This is a genomic window from Micromonospora vulcania, from assembly GCF_042658605.1.
GTDB lineage: Bacteria > Actinomycetota > Actinomycetes > Mycobacteriales > Micromonosporaceae > Micromonospora > Micromonospora vulcania.
In genome coordinates, this window is record NZ_JBHSQS010000011.1 from 119,768 (window position 1) to 135,971 (window position 16,204).

General features: G+C 70.0%; 16 protein-coding genes and 1 pseudogene. 10 read left to right on the forward strand and 7 right to left on the reverse strand.

All coding sequences use genetic code 11. From position 1 onward, the window contains the following. Nucleotides 1-53: 53 nt before the first annotated feature. The 5 genes and pseudogenes from ACFQGL_RS19780 to ACFQGL_RS19800 all read right to left on the reverse strand — a co-directional run bounded on the left by ACFQGL_RS19780 (nucleotide 54) and on the right by ACFQGL_RS19800 (nucleotide 3,636). A complete protein-coding gene (locus ACFQGL_RS19780; RefSeq protein ID WP_377513662.1) occupies nucleotides 54-602 on the reverse strand; it encodes a YbaK/EbsC family protein in 549 nt (182 codons plus the stop codon). A gap of 41 nt (nucleotides 603-643) precedes the next feature. Further along, nucleotides 644-838, reverse strand: a complete 195-nt coding sequence (locus ACFQGL_RS19785; protein ID WP_377513789.1) for a hypothetical protein — start codon at nucleotides 836-838, stop codon at nucleotides 644-646. Between the two features lie 441 nt (nucleotides 839-1,279). After that, a pseudogene (locus ACFQGL_RS19790) lies at nucleotides 1,280-1,687 on the reverse strand (SDR family oxidoreductase); the annotation flags it as partial. Between the two features lie 198 nt (nucleotides 1,688-1,885). Continuing rightward, nucleotides 1,886-3,259, reverse strand: a complete 1,374-nt coding sequence (locus ACFQGL_RS19795) for an MFS transporter (protein ID WP_377513663.1) — start codon at nucleotides 3,257-3,259, stop codon at nucleotides 1,886-1,888. 59 nt (nucleotides 3,260-3,318) lie between these two features. Beyond that, the gene (locus tag ACFQGL_RS19800) at nucleotides 3,319-3,636 is read right to left on the reverse strand and encodes a hypothetical protein (protein WP_377513664.1); all 318 of its coding nucleotides are present in this window, start codon (nucleotides 3,634-3,636) and stop codon (nucleotides 3,319-3,321) included. Between the two features lie 161 nt (nucleotides 3,637-3,797). Here ACFQGL_RS19800 and ACFQGL_RS19805 point away from each other — a divergent pair, with 161 nt between their 5' ends. Continuing rightward, complete coding sequence (locus ACFQGL_RS19805) at nucleotides 3,798-8,282, forward strand: cation-translocating P-type ATPase (RefSeq protein WP_377513790.1); 4,485 nt, start codon at nucleotides 3,798-3,800, stop codon at nucleotides 8,280-8,282. A 69-nt stretch (nucleotides 8,283-8,351) separates the two neighbouring features. Here ACFQGL_RS19805 and ACFQGL_RS19810 read toward each other — a convergent pair whose 3' ends face one another. Continuing rightward, on the reverse strand, nucleotides 8,352-8,915 hold the full coding sequence (locus ACFQGL_RS19810) for a DUF3592 domain-containing protein (protein ID WP_377513665.1): 564 nt from the start codon (nucleotides 8,913-8,915) through the stop codon (nucleotides 8,352-8,354). 154 nt (nucleotides 8,916-9,069) lie between these two features. Here ACFQGL_RS19810 and ACFQGL_RS19815 point away from each other — a divergent pair, with 154 nt between their 5' ends. The 5 genes from ACFQGL_RS19815 (at nucleotide 9,070) to ACFQGL_RS19835 (ending at nucleotide 12,428) form a co-directional block, all read left to right on the forward strand. Beyond that, the gene (locus tag ACFQGL_RS19815) at nucleotides 9,070-9,627 is read left to right on the forward strand and encodes a class I SAM-dependent methyltransferase family protein (RefSeq protein ID WP_377513666.1); all 558 of its coding nucleotides are present in this window, start codon (nucleotides 9,070-9,072) and stop codon (nucleotides 9,625-9,627) included. Between the two features lie 118 nt (nucleotides 9,628-9,745). After that, the gene (locus tag ACFQGL_RS19820; RefSeq protein WP_377513667.1) at nucleotides 9,746-10,000 is read left to right on the forward strand and encodes a type II toxin-antitoxin system Phd/YefM family antitoxin; all 255 of its coding nucleotides are present in this window, start codon (nucleotides 9,746-9,748) and stop codon (nucleotides 9,998-10,000) included. Then, entirely contained in the window at nucleotides 9,997-10,371 is a 375-nt protein-coding gene (locus ACFQGL_RS19825) for a type II toxin-antitoxin system VapC family toxin (RefSeq protein ID WP_377513668.1), read from the forward strand. Before ACFQGL_RS19820 ends, ACFQGL_RS19825 begins: the two co-directional genes overlap by 4 nt. A 397-nt stretch (nucleotides 10,372-10,768) precedes the next feature. Beyond that, the gene (locus ACFQGL_RS19830; RefSeq protein WP_377513669.1) at nucleotides 10,769-11,386 is read left to right on the forward strand and encodes a hypothetical protein; all 618 of its coding nucleotides are present in this window, start codon (nucleotides 10,769-10,771) and stop codon (nucleotides 11,384-11,386) included. Beyond that, complete coding sequence (locus ACFQGL_RS19835) at nucleotides 11,364-12,428, forward strand: helix-turn-helix domain-containing protein (protein ID WP_377513670.1); 1,065 nt, start codon at nucleotides 11,364-11,366, stop codon at nucleotides 12,426-12,428. The genes ACFQGL_RS19830 and ACFQGL_RS19835 overlap by 23 nt, the downstream gene beginning before the upstream one ends. A gap of 542 nt (nucleotides 12,429-12,970) precedes the next feature. Here ACFQGL_RS19835 and ACFQGL_RS19840 read toward each other — a convergent pair. Then, nucleotides 12,971-13,252 (reverse strand): YrhB domain-containing protein, encoded by a 282-nt coding sequence (locus tag ACFQGL_RS19840; protein ID WP_377513671.1) that lies wholly within the window; start codon nucleotides 13,250-13,252, stop codon nucleotides 12,971-12,973. A 222-nt stretch (nucleotides 13,253-13,474) separates the two neighbouring features. Between ACFQGL_RS19840 and ACFQGL_RS19845 the strand changes: the two genes are divergently transcribed. The 4 genes from ACFQGL_RS19845 to ACFQGL_RS19860 all read left to right on the forward strand — a co-directional run bounded on the left by ACFQGL_RS19845 (nucleotide 13,475) and on the right by ACFQGL_RS19860 (nucleotide 16,201). Next, on the forward strand, nucleotides 13,475-13,786 hold the full coding sequence (locus ACFQGL_RS19845) for a putative quinol monooxygenase (protein WP_328419608.1): 312 nt from the start codon (nucleotides 13,475-13,477) through the stop codon (nucleotides 13,784-13,786). After that, nucleotides 13,783-14,997, forward strand: coding sequence for a helix-turn-helix domain-containing protein (locus ACFQGL_RS19850; RefSeq protein ID WP_377513672.1), 1,215 nt, complete (start codon nucleotides 13,783-13,785; stop codon nucleotides 14,995-14,997). Before ACFQGL_RS19845 ends, ACFQGL_RS19850 begins: the two co-directional genes overlap by 4 nt. Before the next feature lie 219 nt (nucleotides 14,998-15,216). Further along, nucleotides 15,217-15,648, forward strand: a complete 432-nt coding sequence (locus tag ACFQGL_RS19855; RefSeq protein WP_377513673.1) for a hypothetical protein — start codon at nucleotides 15,217-15,219, stop codon at nucleotides 15,646-15,648. An 88-nt stretch (nucleotides 15,649-15,736) separates the two neighbouring features. Next, nucleotides 15,737-16,201: a hypothetical protein gene (locus ACFQGL_RS19860; RefSeq protein WP_377513674.1), complete on the forward strand. Its 465-nt coding sequence runs from the start codon at nucleotides 15,737-15,739 to the stop codon at nucleotides 16,199-16,201. Nucleotides 16,202-16,204: the final 3 nt, after the last annotated feature.

A 16,204-nucleotide genomic window follows, 5' to 3' on the forward strand; every position in this document is an offset into this window, starting at 1 on the left:
GGCATCGACCGCCGCGATGTTTCACGTGCAACGGTATCGATGCCGGTGTCTGGTCAGGCCGGCCTGGCCAGGCCCTCCACCACCTGAGCGCCGGGCAGCGCGCCCAACGCCGGCCCCGGCAGCGCGATCTTGCTGTGCCGTACGCCGGACCCGATGATCACGTGCGGCGTGGCGATCACCCGCGCGTCCACCAGGATCGGCCACTGCGCCGGCAGCCCGATCGGGGTGATGCCGCCGTATTCCATGCCGGTCAACTCGACCGCATCGGCCATCGGGGCGAAGCTCGCCTTGCGCACGTCGAGCGCCCGGCGGGCCACGCCGTTCACGTCGGCCCGGGTGGTGGCCAGCACAATGCAGGCCGCGTAGCGGACCACGCCCTCACGCTTCCCGGCCACCACGACACAGTTGGCCGACACGTCCAGCCCCACCTCGTACGCGGCGCAGAACGCGGCGGTGTCGGCGAGGTCGGCGTCGATCGGCGCGACCAGCACGTCGTCGACGTCCACCGGCGCCTCGGCGGGCCACTGGGCGATGGCCGCCGCCACCGGCGGGGCGAGCAGGTCGAGGCGGACACGGGCCGGTTCGGTCTTCAGCGTTCCCATCACGGATGCGATCCTCGCACCCGTCGCGCCGAACGGCAGCCTCAACTGCCCGCGAGGAAGGCGTTGTCGCGCAGGAAGCTGCGGTCGCGGGAGGCAGCCAGCTCCTCGGCACGCCGGGCAGCGACCCGCTGCGCCTCCAGGTCCTCCATGGCATGCCGGACACCCAGCCGGATCACCCCGTAGAGGAAGACGAAACCGAAGACGTAGAGCAGCACGGTGACCACGACAGCGAACATGGCGTCACCGTAAGACGAACGTGAACCGGGATTCTCCTCATGACCGCCCGGTTCCCCCGTACGTGTCGGCGAGATGGTCCGCCCAGGTACGCGAGCCCTTGGGCAGCGCCTCGGTGACCAGGCCACCGGCGCGCAGCTCGCGACCGAGGCGACCCGGGATGCTACCGGCAGCAGCGGCCGGCGTGACCCTCGGGCCTCCCGCCAGGCACGGACCGCCTCGTCGAAGCGGAGCACCTGCGGCCCACCGAACTCCTCGACGGCGCGCAGCGGCCCGGCGACCAGCCGAGCGGCCAACCGCGCCGCCACCTCCGCCGGGTCGACGGGCTGAGCGAGCACCCCTCGATCCCCGATCACCGGCCCGAGGCGGGAGCTGGTGGTCAGCAGGTCGTCCAGGAACTGCGGAAACTGCGTGGCGCGGAGCACCGACCAGGGCACCGGGCCAGCCGCGATCACCTGCTCGGCGGCGAGCTTGTGCCGGTAGTACGGGATCGGCACCCGGTCCACCCCGACGATCGAGATGTAGACCAGGTGCTGGACGTCGGCCGCGCCGGCGGCGAGCACCAGCCGGCCGGTGCCCAGCACGTCCACCTGGTGGGTCCGCCTCTGCGGCGACGACGCCAGGTGCAGCACCGCATCCACCCCGGTCACCGCCTCGGTCAACCCCTCGCCGGTGGCCAGGTCGGTCACCACCCACTCCACCCCGGAGCCGGTACGCGGCCGTCGGCTGGTGGCCCGGACGCTGATCCCGTCGTCGTTCAGCCGGGCCAGCAAGGCTTCGCCCAGGTGGCCGCCCGCCCCGGTGACCAGAACCCTCATCCCGTACTCCCGTTCCGCCGCGGACCGCGGCATCCGTCGGCCCACCGACCTGTCCGACGCCCGGTCCGCGCCGCGCCGTGGGCTCACCTGCCCATGACGGCACGACACGACCGCCTGTGACCCGGTGTGCGGCGGGTCACCCCGAGCGGATCAGGTCCAGCACGGTCAGCAGCGCGAAGAACGCCGCCATCCTCCCGGCCCTCCCGGCTCGGACAGCATCGAATCCGAGAATCACCCGGGCCGTACGCTGCCGCGCACCACCACCCGGCCGGCCAGGAGCGCACCGAGCAGTGCCAGGCCGGCGGCCACCACCAGGGTCGCGGTGTAGCTGGCCGGACCGGGCGAGCTGCCGGCGGCCAGCACCGCACCGGTGAGCGCCAACACGGTCGCCGCGAAGAGCGAGTCACCCAGTTGCAGGGACGAGCTGTTGCGGCCCTGCTCCCCGGGAGCGGACAACTCCAGGGTGAGCACCGACAGCGAGGGATAGAGCAGCCCCATGCCGAGACCGGCGACCGCCCAGCCCAGCACGGCGACGAACACCGGCACCTCGGGCCGTACGGCCAGCGCCACCGTGGCGGTGCCGACCGTGATGCAGGTCAGCCCGGCCCGGGGCAGGCTGGCGCGGGATGCCGGCACCGGGATCCGGCCCTGCACCCACGAGCCCACCGACCAGGCCAGCGCGCCGACCGTGAGCACCAGCCCGGCTGCGGTCGGCGACAGACCCCGCTCCCGGGAGAGCAGCAACGGGATGACCACCTCGGCACCGACGAACGCGGCGGAGGCCAGACCCCGCAGCCCGATCACGGTCGGCAGGCCTCTGGCCGCCCGGAGGAACCCGGCCGGCAGCAGGCGCGGGGCACAGACCAGCAGCCCGGCCACGGCGAGCGCGATCAGGGCGACGGCGGTCGCACCGCGCTGCTGCCCCCCGATGTGCAGCAGTGCGGCACTCACCGCGGCCCCGCAGGCCCAGCCGATCCGGGCCGCCGCGCCGGCCGGCACCCGGGCCGTCGCGCTCCGACCGAGCGACCGCAGGCCGGGGTGGATCAGCAGCACCGCCGGCACGGCCACCACCGGTACCACCATGAAGACCCAGCGCCAGCCCAGATGCTCCACGATGAGACCGGCCACCGCCGGTCCGACCAGTGACGGTACGACCCACGCCGCCGCGAACGCGGCGAAGATCCGCCGGTGCAACTCCTCCGGGTACGCGTGCCCGACGATCACGTAGAGCGCCACCGAGAGCAGCCCGGAGCCGAACCCCTGCACCACCCGGCCGACGACCAGCGCGCCCATGGCCGATGCCGTCCCGGCGATCAACAGCCCGACCACGAACCACGCGACGCCCTGCCACATCGGGCCCCGGGGTCCCCGCGCGTCGCACCAGATTCCGGAGACCACCATGGCCAAGACACCCGCGGCGAACGGGCCGCCGAAGGCGATTCCGTACAGCGCGAGCCCGTCCAGGCTGCGGGCGACCGTCGGCATCGCCGTACCGACCGCCAGCGCCTCGAACGCGAGCAGTGAGATCAGCGCGACGCTGCCCACCGTCATCGCCCGGTGCCGGGGTGCGAACAGCCCCGGTGGGGCGGGCACGGTGGTCAGCATCCACCGATCATGCGACCTCAACCGGGATTGAAGTCAATCATCGGTGACCCGGCTCTCGGTCAGGCGTCCTTCAACGCCTGCCCGACGCCCCGCACCAGACCCGAGAAGTGCTGATCGGCCAGCAGGTGCCCGGCGGTGATCGCCAGGGCCAGCGGCCACTCGATGACCTGGAGCGCGGCGAGCACCCCGAGCCCGGCGTAGTAGGCGATCTTGTCCGGCGGTGGTACCGCCACCTCGCCCAGCATCGGCACCTCCACCCGCCGGGAGTACATCCGGACGGTCTCCTGCGCCCCGTTGAGATTTCGCGTCAGTGTGCTCATTCCGGTCCTCCCCGTGTCCGGTGATGGTCGCCGGGTTCCACCGCCCACCCCGTCCATGCGCCACCGCCAGGGGAAAGTTCCCCCATGCCGGGGGCATAACGGATGGCGGGGCGGGAAGCCAGGCCGCCGGACGTGATGCGGTGGGGGGACGAGATGACCGACGGCAGGAACAACAGCAGCGGGGAGTCGGGCCGGCGTCCGTCCAGCCGTACGCCTCGATGACGGCGGCGGGTCGCGCAGCCGGCCGGTTCCTGCCGTCCCTCGGCGTGCCGAACCTGGTGGGTGAGGCGTCCCGGACCATCGGCTCGGCCGCGAACAAGCTGGCCCGGACCGCCGGGCTGACCCGGCGGCGGGTCTGGTCCCGACCCGGCCGGCACCACATCGAGGTGCACGGCGTCTGCCAGGACGGCGGTGACCGACTGGCCCGCCAGGTGGAGCGTGCGGTGGAGCGGGTGCCCGGCGTGGCGTGGGCCCGGGTGAACGCCCCGTCCGGCCGGGTGGTGGTCGCCATGCAGACCCCCGAGCCGAAGCTACGTGACCTGATCACCGCGATCGCCCGGATCGAACGGACCTGTGACCACGAGCCCGACCCGGAGATCCCGCCCCCGCACCCGCCGGAGGAGGGGCCGCGAACCCCGCGCACCCTCGGCGCGTTGGCTTCGGACGCGCTGGGCCTGACGATCTCGGCGGCCACCCGGATCCTGCCGTTCGCGCCGGTACCCGGCGAGGTGGCCGGGTTGTTCACCGCGATGGACCTGCAACCGAAGCTGCACGCACTGGCCGGTCGAGGGCTGCGCGCCGACCCGCGCGCCGACATGCTCTTTCCGCTCGCCGAGGCGGTGGTGCAGGGGCTGGCCGGTGGCTGGGCCGGGATCGTCCTGGACGGCGCCCAACGGATCGTGCAGTGGGGTGAGGCGCGGGCCCAGCTCACCGCGTGGGAGCAGGCCGAGCCACGGCTGACCGGGGACCCGGAGCACGCCGTCGCCCGCTGGACGGTCGGCGAGCGACCCCGGCCGAAACCGGACGGCCCGGTCGAGCAGTACATCAACCGGGCGCTGGCCGCCGGCGCGGCCGCTGCGGCGGCCGCTGCGCCGTTCGCCGGTCCCAAGCGGGCCGCCGCGCTGGGCCTGTCCGCCCTGCCCAAGGCTCCGGGCAGCGGGCGCGAGGGGTACGCCGCCCAGCTCGGCCGGATCCTGGCCCGACGCGGTGTGATCGCCATGGACGGCAGTGTGCTGCGGGAACTGGACCGGCTCGACACGCTGGTGCTGGACTCCGCGATGCTCGGCTCCGACCGGGGCGTACTGGCCGACCTGGCCCCGGCACCCGGAGTGGACATCGACCAGGTGGCGGAGCGGGCGTTCGCGCTGTTCGACCCGGCGGATCCGGCCGGCTCGCGAACGGCCGACGGTTGGCGGCTCGGGCCCCTGAACCAGGTGCCCGCTGCCCAGACCACCGAGATCCCGGACGGCGACCGGTTGCGGGCGGCCGGCGGCCAACTGCTCGGGCTGGTCCACGGTGACCGGCTCGCCGCGCTGCTGCGGGTCGAACCGGAGCCGGCCCCGGGCGTCGACGGCCTGCCGACCGCCGCTCGACACGCGGGCCTGCGGCTGATCGTGGCCGGCGGCGACAAGCAGCGGTACGGCTTCGCCGACGCCGTACTGCCGGGCGGGGAACAACTCGCCGACTCGGTACGCACGCTGCAGCGCGACGGGGCCGTCGTGATGCTGGTGTCCGCCGACCGGACCGCGCTCGGCGCGTCCGACTGTGGCCTCGGAGTGGCCGGTCCGGAGGATCTGCCGCCGTGGGGGGCGCACCTGCTGGTCGGCGCGGACCTGCGGGTGGTCGCTCTGCTCGTCGAGGCGGCCGGGGTGGCTCGGCGGATGACCCAACAGAACATCCGGCTCGCCATGGCCGGCACCGGCCTGGGTGCGCTGAGTGCGTTCACCGCCGTACCGACCCAGCTTCCCCACCGGACGTTCCACGCGGTCAACGGCGCGGCCGGGCTGGCCTTCGCGCACGGTGTCTGGCGGGCCCGCAGACTGCCCGACCAGCCGGACACCCCGGCAGCGGTGGCGACCGCCTGGCACCTGATGCCGGTCAGCACCGTGTTCGACCGGCTCGGTAGCGGCCCGGACGGCCTGGACAGCGCGGAGGCCCAACGCCGCAACGACGGACACGGCGCGAGCGACGGTGCCACACCCGCGGGCGGTGGCCTGCTGCGCGCGTTCGTGGACGAGTTGGCCAACCCGCTCACCCCGGTACTGGCCGCCGGGGCGGTGCTCTCCGCGTCGTTCGGCTCGCTCGTCGACGCCGCGCTGGTCGGTGGTGTGGTCGGCGGGTCCGCCCTGATCGGTGCGGTGCACGAGCGCAACACCGAACGATCACTGGCGGAGTTGCTGTCCCGGTCGGCGGTGACCGCCCGGGTCCGTCGGGACGGCACCGAGCGGGTGGTCGCCGCCGAGGACCTGGTCCTCGGGGACGTCATCACCCTCGAATCGGGTGATTCGGTACCCGCCGACTGCCGGGTGCTCGAATCCGTCGGGCTGGAGGCGGACGAGTCGTCACTGACCGGCGAATCCCTGCCGGTCGGCAAGTCGGACCGACCGGTGGTCGCCGCCGCCGTCGCCGACCGGCACTCGATGCTGTACGACGGCACCACGATCGCCGCCGGGCACGGCACCGCCGTGGTGGTGGCCATCGGCGCCGACACCGAGGCGGGACGCAGCCTGGCGTTGGTCCGGCAGGCACCGCCGACCAGCGGAGTCGAGGCTCGGCTGGGCAAGTTGACCAGCGCCGCCATTCCACTGGCCGCCGGTTCGGCGGTGGCGGTGGCCGGCGCCGGCCTGCTTCGGGGCGTACCGCTGGCCGAAACGGCGGCGACCGCCGCGAACCTGGCCGTGGCGTCGGTGCCGGAGGGGCTGCCTTTTCTGGTCAGTGCGGCGCAGCTGGCCGCCGCCCGGCGGCTGGCCGAGCACGGCGCCCTGGTCCGCAACCCGCGCACCATCGAGGCGCTGGGTCGGGTGGACGTGCTCTGCTTCGACAAGACCGGCACCCTCACCGAGGGTCAGTTGCTGCTCGCCGGGGTCGGCGATGGCGTCGCCGACCGGTACTCCCCACTGGACCGGCTGGACGACCGACTCCGGTTGACACTCGCCGCGGCGTTGCGGGCCACTCCCGCCGCAGCCAACCCCGAAGAGCTGGCGTTGCAGACCGACCGGGCGGTCCGGCGAGGTGCCGGGGTGGCCGAGGTGGTGGAGCAGACCGGTGCTCCCGGCTGGCAGGCTGCCGGCGGACTGCCGTTCGAGCCGTCCCGCGGCTACCACGCCAGCGTCGGGGAGAGTGACGGCCACCTGCTGCTGAGTGTCAAGGGCGCACCGGAGACCGTGCTGCCGCGCTGCTCGGACCGGCGCACCGACGGCCGGCGAGAACCGCTGGACGACGCCGGCCGGGCGGAGCTGCAACGGGTGCTGGCCGACCGGGCGGGGGCGGGACACCGGATCCTGGCCGTCGCCGAGTGCCAGGTCGACGACTCGAAGGTGACCGACGAGGACGTCCGGGGGCTGACCTTCGTGGGCTTCCTGGCCCTCGCCGACGGCGTCCGGGAGAGCGCCGCCCCCGCGGTACGCCGGATCCGGCAGGCCGGCGTGCACACCATCATGATCACCGGAGACCACCCGGCCACCGCCGAGGCGATCGCCGCCACCATCAGCGAACACGACGAGCAGCGCGTGGTCACCGCCGGCGAACTCGACCAACTGGACGACGAGGCACTCGCCGAGCGCCTAGCCAGCACCGACGTGGTGGCCCGCTGCACCCCGGCGCACAAGGTACGCATCATCCAGGCGCTGCAGAAGTGCGGGCGGACCGTGGCGATGACCGGCGACGGCGCCAACGACGCCCCCGCGATCCGGCTCGCCGACGTGGGCATCGCGCTCGGCCAACGGGGCACCCCGGCGGCACGGGCCGCCGCCGATCTGGTGGTCACCGACGACCGGCTGGAGACCATCATCGCCACCCTGGTCGAGGGTCGGGCCATGTGGTCGTCGGTCCGGCACGCGCTCAGCATCCTGGTCGGCGGCAACCTCGGCGAGATCGCGTTCAGTGTGCTCACCGCAGCGGCAACGGGTCGCTCCGCGCTCACCGGGCGGCAGTTGCTGCTGGTCAACCTGCTCACCGACCTGGCACCGGCGCTGGCCATCGCGGTCCGTCCGCCCGCGTCGGATCGCACCGACGACCTGCTTCGGGAAGGCCCGGACGCCTCGCTCGGTGAAACCCTCACCAGGGAGATCGGGCTGCGCGCCGCGTCCACCACGCTGGGCGCCACCGTCGGCTGGACGTTGGCCCGCTACACCGGCCGCCGCCAGCGGGCCGGCACGGTTGCACTGGTCTCGCTGGTCGGCACCCAGCTCGGCCAGACCATCCTGGCCGGCGGCACGAGCCCGATGGTCCTGGCGTCCACGGCGGCGTCGCTGGGGGTGCTGGTCGTGGTGGTGCAGACGCCCGGCGTCAGCCAGTTCTTCGGCTGCACCCCGCTGGGGCCGGTCGGTTGGACCATCGCCACCGGTTCCGCGCTCGGTGCGACCTTCGCCAACGGCGCGCTGACCAGGCTGGCGGAGCACCTGCCGCAGTCCCGGCCCGACGCACAGAGCCCGGCTGAGCAACCGACGTCCGGCGGCACCCGCCAGGACGAGCGTCATACCTGAGAGTCATATTTATACCTGAGAGTCATAATGCTCAACGCGGCGTCTGACCCCGCCGCAGTCGGCCCGCGGTCAGCGTCGGATTCTCCGCTTGTGCTTGGAACGGCTCGTGAAACCGGCGCCGCCCCAGACCGAGGCAGCAGGCCGCCGCCGCGAACGGGGCGGGCGGGGCGGAAACCAGCGTCCAAAGGGGATCCGGGAGAGCAGCAGGGGAATCGCCAGGACCAGTACCGCGAAACCGGCGGCGCCCAACACTCCTTGAAATCGACCACGATGCCCGCTGAGCTGGCCGAAGTCGGTGACGAAGTCGGTCGGGTCCGCGCGGTTGACCCAGATCGGCACCTGGTCGCCGGCTGATCGGCACACCTCGACGCAGGCGACCTCCTGCTCGTACGTCCGGCCGGACACCTCGTACCGGAAGTACATGGTCTGCGAGCTGCCACCGCGCTTCGTCACCTGGTCGTAGACGACCGCCCGCGCCGGCAGGCCTCGAACCCGAAGTTCGGTCCCCCAGTCGTCGAGCGCGGTCTGCGTGTGGAACGGCAGCCAGAGCAGCGCCCCACCGGCCACGACGAGCAGCACGCACCCGAGGGTCACCACGGCCGGAGACCGTCGCAACATGATCACGAGACGCACCCGGTCATGATGTCGCCCAGGTGCAACCCTTGGCCGCCGGTACCGCTGGCCATGGCCTGGCACAGTGACTCGGATGACCACCCGGACGCACTGGCAGACGTGGCATGAGCCGTACGCCGACGAAGACTCCCCGCTGTCGCGTCGACTGCGGCTGGTGCAGCAGCACATCGCCTCGTGGCTCGACCAGCGTTCCGAGCAGCGGTTGACCGTGGTGAGCGCGTGCGCGGGGCAGGGCCATGACCTGATCGGCGTCCTGGCCGCACGGCCCGACGCCCATCGGGTCCAGGCAACCCTTCTTGAGTACGACGCGGGCAATGTCGCCGCCGCCCGAGCCGCCGCCCGCCAGGCCGGGCTCTCGAACCTCGTGGTCGAGCAGACAGACGCTGGGCAGCTCTCGTCGTACGCCGGCGCGGTTCCGGCTGATCTGCTGCTCATGGTCGGTGTCTTCGGCAACGTCTCCGACATCGACGTACGGCGAACCGTTGCCGCCCTGCCCCAGTTGTGTGCGGAGGGCGCCACCGTGATCTGGACCAGGGCGCGGCGGGCACCGGACCTGACACCAGCCATCCGGTCGTGGCTCCGTGATGCCGGCTTCGCGGAGGAAGCGTTCCACGCTCCGGACGACGTGCTTTTCACCGTCGGCGTTCATCGCCTCGTTGGCGCACCGCAGCGAGTGAACGCCGCGGAAACGGTTTTCACGTTCCTGCACTGATCACGTCGCGATTCACCACCGCCCGCCTCTCAGGACTCCGCCCCAAGCAGCCGAACCAATGGCGCTTGGGGTCAAGCAGGGTAAACTAAGCGCTTAGCTAACCGGAGGAGGTTGCGCCATGTCGGCCGAGGCCGCGCACTACAACATGCATGATGCCAAGACCCACTTGTCGCGCATCATCGAACGGGTGGAACACGGCGAGGAGATCATCATCGACCGGGCCGGCACACCGGTGGCCAAGGTCGTGCCGCTGGTCCGGCGGGCCAACCGCACCGCGGTCGGATCCCTCGCCGGGCAACTGGACCTCTCCGGCGACTGGGACTCACCACAGACCAACGCCGAGATCGCCACCGACTTCGGCATCGGCGCATGACCCTGCTGCTGGACACCCACGTCGCGCTCTGGGCCATCACCGGCGACGCGACCCTTGGCACCGATTTCCTCGACCGACTACGCCACGATCCGGACATCTTCCTCTCCCCGGTCACCCTGTGGGAGATCACCATCAAACAGAGCACGGGGAAACTCGCCGGCCCCCCTGACCTCGCCGAGCGGATCAAAGACATGGGCTTCCGCGAACTACCGGTGACCCACGCCCACGCCATCGCCGCAGGCCGTCTGCCACCGCATCACCGCGATCCCTTCGACCGCATGTTGGTAGCCCAGGCGATCACCGAGAATCTGGCCCTCGCGTCCCGCGACGCGTCAATAGCGCTGTACGACGTGGACGTCCTGAAGGTCTGATCGAACTGCCCCGAGGGCGACTACTTCCCGACCGAACAGTGGTCCGACAAGCAGGTGAGATCAACCAAGGGAAAGTGCTGGTGGAGCCCAGGGGACTCGAACCCCTAACCCCTGCCTTGCAAAGATCAAGACTGCTGTCGGCCGGCGTCGGCCAGTGCGGCTGACCTGCTCGTCCCGTCGGCTTGCGTCCACTCATGACCGGCTCGGTCCGCCGGCTTGGCTGTACGGATGGCTGTACAGCTGACGCCTCTCTCCGGAATCCTGGTGCGTGGAAATCCCACCCTCGCACAGACGTTCTATCTGAGCTACCCTCGCGTATTCCTGCGGGACCCTCTGCCGCGCAACCCGCCGAACCGGAAGGCTTGAGTGTGAAATCTGGGGTGATAATATCACCGGCATGGCCACCGAAGCCGAGCGTGAGTTCATCCTGGCTGCCCTCGCACCCGTCTGCGAGCCTCTGCACGAGGCTCTCACCAAGGGCAGCGAGCGAGCTCTTGACCACTTCAAGCGCCACGACATGAGCGCCAAGGACTACGCGCCCTTCGTGGCGCACCTGACTCGCGGTCACGTCATCGACATCCTCAGTAACACGAGGCTGGGCGAGTGGCGGGTGGCTCGGCGGCGGCCTAACGGCCAGGCCCTCCTCCACAACGGGGCGATGAACCTTCGGCTCCTCCGTCCGAACCACGAGGGCGCCATCCCTGCTCCCGGGCCGAATCAGGCTCGGATCGACTACTACCGGAACCCGGACCGGACTCTGTTCGGGCCGGCTTCAAGCAAGTTGATCGGAATTTGGACCTTCGACGAGGAGATCGGACAGCCCGAGGTCCGGGTGGTTCGTCCGGTTGGGGCCTGGAAGAACGGCCAGAAGGCTAGGCTCGATCTGGACTTCATCCTGCCCGAGGACCCGGACGAGCTGAACAACCTGGAGTTCGTTCCCACCGACGAAGGGCTGACCCTGCCAATTGCGTTCGAGGAAGGGGATGGTGGAGGTGTCTACGGCTCTGGCGGGTGAGCGGATCCGCGCTGTTCGTCGACTGCTCGGCATTTCTCAAATCGAACTCGCCGAAGCGGCCGGCGTCAGCCAGTCCCTTATCTCGCAAGTTGAAAACGGCGTAAAGGAGGCGACAGATGACCTCCTTTACGCCGTTGCGTCTGCAACGAACACTCCGAAACTGTTCTTTGACATACTGCCACCGGAGATCCCGCTTGGTTCACTCCGTTTCAGGAAAGCTGCCAGCGCCAGAGTTGGTGACACCAAGCGCGTAAAGGCTCTTTTCGATGAGGCGTATCGAGTAGTTTCCTCGCTTTTTGCCGAGACACACTATCCGCTGCCTGATCTCCCCATTGCACAAGGGGACATTACCGCCGATGACATTGAGCGGTTAGCAAATGAGACTCGTGAAGCATTGCAGATCGGGGACGATGGTCCAATCCGGCACCTGACGCGGTCTTGTGAACGCGCAGGTATTGCGGTCGTCCCACTGACGTTGCCAGGAAGCCACGACGCATCGGATGAGATCGTCGGGCATTTTGGCATCTCGTTCTGGCCCAGCAGAGAAGAGCCTGCTCTAGTTGGATACTTTAGTAATGGGCCTGGGGATCGACTGCGCTACACCCTAGCTCATGAACTCGGGCATCTAGTTCTCCACACTCGACGTCGATCGGCAGCAGATCCAGAAGCCGAAGCGAATAGATTCGCCGGGGCGCTACTGATGCCCCAGGAGAGAGCCAAGACGGTTTTTGAATCTGGTCTGACACTGAAAGAGTACGCCCGGCTTAAGGCGCACTGGGGAATTGCAATCCAAGCGCTGGTCATGCGAGCCGCACACCTCGATCTCATTAGCGAAGAAAGAAAATCTTCTCTCTTCCGCCAGATCTCGGCCAGGGGTTGGCGGAAGCAAGAGCCGGTCATGGTTCACCCCGAGCAGCCGATGTTGGTCAATCATCTAATGGCGATCAAGTACGGGAATTCTGGGACTTACGCTAAGGCTTCCGAGAAACTTGCTTTGGGCGCGATGGTGCTGCGATCCCTAGCACCGAAGATGGCGGCGTAGCCGCGTTGAACGTTAAACGCTGCTAGAGCCCTCGTTGAGCAGCCGGGCCACGGTCACCAAAAGGCTGCAACACGGCCCGTCGGCAGAGGCCCGGCTGCTGCTCACGCCGAAGCTGCCATCCCGTCTGCCGCCGACCCACACACCGTGGTGCGGTCCAGGGCCAGGGCGACAAGGTGGAGCGCCCCACCGGACGAACGACCTTGTCGCCCTGGCCCTGGACTGCTCGGCTCTGCCTAAGTCGGTGGCTGGCGGGATGGCATCCCACCACCCACGAACCGCAACCATTCGGCAACTCCATCTCGGAGTCGTCTGGCCCCCGCCGGAGGCAACGCCCTTGTCGGCCGGCGCGCCGGCTGATGCCGGCGCTTGCGCCGCCAGCAGGCCGAGCGCGACCGGCGCGGCCCGCTTGCGGGCCGCCTTGATTCTGTAGAGGGCAATTCGGCAACGAGCTATGCCCAGCATCTGTCCTCCGTCGGCTGACGTGCGACAGTCGTCCGCCAACTGATCAGCGACGTCCGCGCGGATCGTGGCATGTAGTGCGTTCAGCCGAGGGTGGGCCGGCCCTCGGCGATCTGTTCTTCCACCGGCCGACCGGACCAGGACAGCCATGGGTCCGCGCCGGACTTGGGCACAACCACAGGCCCGTTGCCGGCCAACGCGTCGGAGATGCGGCCTGACTCGACGAAGGCGCGGGACTGGTAGCCCACGGACCACGCGGTCTCGTGCTCCCACGCACCGGTGACCACCCATTCACCGGTGCGGATCTCGTCAATGCGGTCAGCGAGGAAGGCAGATGCGATCTCGCGAGCCTCTTCATCGGTCATGCTCGCGACCCTAACGCCGGGACGACATGCAGGACCGAGCCAAGGCGCTGTCATCGGCTACTCCGTGCACTCACACTCCGCCGACCTAGCGCTAAGCCCTAACCCCCGTCGCACATCACCGGAGGAGATGTGTAGCGGATCAGTTGGCGGATCACAGCTACGCCCAGCATCGCCGGTACCATGGCGTACATAGAGTGCGGCTCACTATCCAGGAGGTTGCCCATGTTCGCGTTGGTAGTCCGTTTTGACCTCAAGGATGAGGATGCTGCGGCGGGCTTCGATCGGCTCGCGGCCGAGACGTTGCCCGGCATTCAGCAGGACGAGCCGGGCACGCTCGTGTACGCCACGCATCTGGTGGAAGGTGAGCCGTTGGCGCGTGTCTTCTACGAGGTCTATCGGGACCGTGCGGCCTTCGACGCGCACGAGCGTCAGCCTCACACCCTGCGGTTCCTGTCCGAGCGCGAGCAGTACTTGTCCGGCGTCCGGGTGGAGTTCTTGGACCCGCTCGGCAGCAAGGGCGTGAGTGGGTCATGAGTGACGGCACACCCTCGGAGCGGGCCGTCGGTCGACGGATCGCCTTCTACCGGCAACGTCGTGGGCTGTCACAGCGGGAGTTCGCCCGCCTGATTGATCGCTCGGAGACCTGGCTATCCCAGGTTGAGCGCGGCGTGCGGAAGATCGATCGAATGACGGTCCTTGAACGTCTCGCAGGCGTCTTGGAGGTGCCGCTTTCCGAGCTGGCCCCTGAGGCGCCGGTTGTCGCCGCCGCTCACGAGGAGCCACCCGCCGCGACCGAGCTGGGCCTTGCGCTCAGCTCCAGTCACGCCCTGGCGGCGGTGCTCGGCACCAGCCACGACCCGGCTGACGTTGATGAGTTGTCGGCCAGAGTCGCGGAAGCCTGGACGTACACGCACGCCTCCGAGTTCAGCCAGGTGGGTGCGATGTTGGTGGCCCTGCTGCCGGACCTGGAAACTGCGGCACGGACGACGGAGGGTGAGGCGCAGCGGGCAGTGTTTGCGGCTCTCGCGCGGGCCTACCACGCCTGTGCTGCCGTGCTCGCCAGGATGTCCGAGCCGGGCGCGGCTTGGGTGGCCGCCGACCGGGCGATCAGTGCCGCCGAGCGATCCGGGGACACGCTACTCATGGCAGAGGGAGCGTTTCGCCTGACGCTGGTGTTCCAGGCTGCTCGGAGGCTCGATCGCGCACAGCAGACAGCCGCCACAGCAGCGGCCGCCCTGGAGGATCGGGCGGAGGCGGACGAGCCGGAAGCGCTCTCGATCTGGGGTGCTCTGCACCTGCAGCTAGCCGTGGTGGCTGCCCGGCGGAACGACGCGGAAGCGGCTTACGAAGAGCTCGCGATTGCCGGTCGGGCAGCGCAACGGCTTGGCGAGGACCGGAACGACTACAACACCGAGTTCGGCCCAACCAACGTCGCACTTCACGAAGTTGCGGTGGCGGTCGAGTTGGGGGACGCGGGTCGCGCGCTGCGTGGCGCTGCAAACGTGGATCCGTCCAGCCTCTCGCCTGAGCGACAGGGCCGCTTCCTTATCGACGTGGCTCGCGCTCATTCTCAGCGACGGAACGTGCCCGGTGTGGTCGAGGCGCTTTCACGCGCAGTCGAGGTAGCACCGGAGCAAGCACCCGCTCACCCACTAGTGCAACGGCTCATGACGGACATGCTGCGGTCGGATCTGGCCGATGAGCCGGGCCTCCGTGAGCTTGCGGACCGGCTTGGCCTGAGCTAGTCCAACGTCCACGCAGGACGGCCCTCCGCTGCAACCCAATCGCCCGCCACCAACCCTCTCCGGTTGGTGGCGGGCGATTTCCATGCGCAGTAGTCAATCTCTAGCACTTTAAGTGTTGCCTAGTACTAAAAGTGCGGCTAGCGTGATGCCATGCGGCGCGAGCCGCACTCAAACCGCCAGAGCCGGCCGAAGGCCAGCGGCAGACGACAGGAGTCGACAGTGGCAGTCCCCAACTCGATCAAGGTTCCGGTTCCGTTCGATTACGTCTTCCCGCAGGGTGCGCTGTGCCTGGGCGTGGAGCCGATGACGGACTTCGACAAGCGCGGCCAGGGCGACGACCAGGCCCGCGACAAGGACACCGGCGAGCGGCTGTGGGTGGTCAAGGTCCTGGACCTGGACCCGGAGGCCGGGAAGTTCGGCGGAACCAAGGAAGTCAAGGTGAAGATCGCCGCCCCGGTCCAGCCGGTCCCGCCGGCGTCGAAGATCCCCGGCTACCCGCCGGCGGTCACCTTCACCGACGTGACGCTGACGCCGTACGTCGACAGCCAGCGGTGCAAGGGCTCGGGGAAGTGCCGGGCGCGTCAGGCGTGGTCGATCCGCGCGGGCGCCATGACCGAGCCCACCGCCACCGCGACGAAGCAGGCGGCCTGACCAGACCTAAACGCGCGGGGCGGGCCTCTTCCGCCAAGTCGACTCCCGCCCCGCGTCTCACCCGATCACCTTGGAAGGAGCTGGGCTGATGCCCACGCTAGCTGACGCTGCCCGCATCGTCGGGAACCCGCGCCCCGCCCCCCACCGTCGCACTCACCGCCGCACGGTGATGCGCCTCGCTGGCCCTGGTATCCGGGCCGCCCGCGAGGTCTACACCACCGTCCCCGCCGACGCGGTCCGCGTGGCCGCGCTAGTGGAGATCGCCGCCGCCGCTGCCGCTCTGGCCCGCACAGTGGTCAAGCTGCGCCACCTCGACCCGGACCTGATCGCCCCGCACGTCTCCGACCGCGTCGACCTGCGCGCGGTCCTCGGCCGGGGCCGGTGGCTGCCGACCATGACCCGCCACGTCCCCGCCCCGGAATCCGGACCCGTGAACCTGGCCGCGCTGCTGCCGGCCCGTCCGCCGGTGCGTCGTCGGGTGGTGCGCCGTGGTCCCGGTACGCCGGGGCAGGCCGCCCTGTTCGCCGCCGCCGCGACGGTCGGGGAGGGCTGAGCA

Coding starts and splice junctions, on each gene's coding strand:
- ACFQGL_RS19785 (WP_377513789.1), bottom strand. CDS start 838: ATGTTCGCTGTCGTGGTCACCGTGCTGCTCTACGTCTTCGGTTTCGTC.
- ACFQGL_RS19795 (WP_377513663.1), bottom strand. CDS start 3,259: ATGCTGACCACCGTGCCCGCCCCACCGGGGCTGTTCGCACCCCGGCAC.
- ACFQGL_RS19860 (WP_377513674.1), top strand. CDS start 15,737: ATGCCCACGCTAGCTGACGCTGCCCGCATCGTCGGGAACCCGCGCCCC.
- ACFQGL_RS19850 (WP_377513672.1), top strand. CDS start 13,783: ATGAGTGACGGCACACCCTCGGAGCGGGCCGTCGGTCGACGGATCGCC.
- ACFQGL_RS19805 (WP_377513790.1), top strand. CDS start 3,798: ATGACGGCGGCGGGTCGCGCAGCCGGCCGGTTCCTGCCGTCCCTCGGC.
- ACFQGL_RS19800 (WP_377513664.1), bottom strand. CDS start 3,636: ATGGACGGGGTGGGCGGTGGAACCCGGCGACCATCACCGGACACGGGG.
- ACFQGL_RS19840 (WP_377513671.1), bottom strand. CDS start 13,252: ATGACCGATGAAGAGGCTCGCGAGATCGCATCTGCCTTCCTCGCTGAC.
- ACFQGL_RS19820 (WP_377513667.1), top strand. CDS start 9,746: ATGTCGGCCGAGGCCGCGCACTACAACATGCATGATGCCAAGACCCAC.
- ACFQGL_RS19825 (WP_377513668.1), top strand. CDS start 9,997: ATGACCCTGCTGCTGGACACCCACGTCGCGCTCTGGGCCATCACCGGC.
- ACFQGL_RS19845 (WP_328419608.1), top strand. CDS start 13,475: ATGTTCGCGTTGGTAGTCCGTTTTGACCTCAAGGATGAGGATGCTGCG.
- ACFQGL_RS19830 (WP_377513669.1), top strand. CDS start 10,769: ATGGCCACCGAAGCCGAGCGTGAGTTCATCCTGGCTGCCCTCGCACCC.
- ACFQGL_RS19780 (WP_377513662.1), bottom strand. CDS start 602: ATGGGAACGCTGAAGACCGAACCGGCCCGTGTCCGCCTCGACCTGCTC.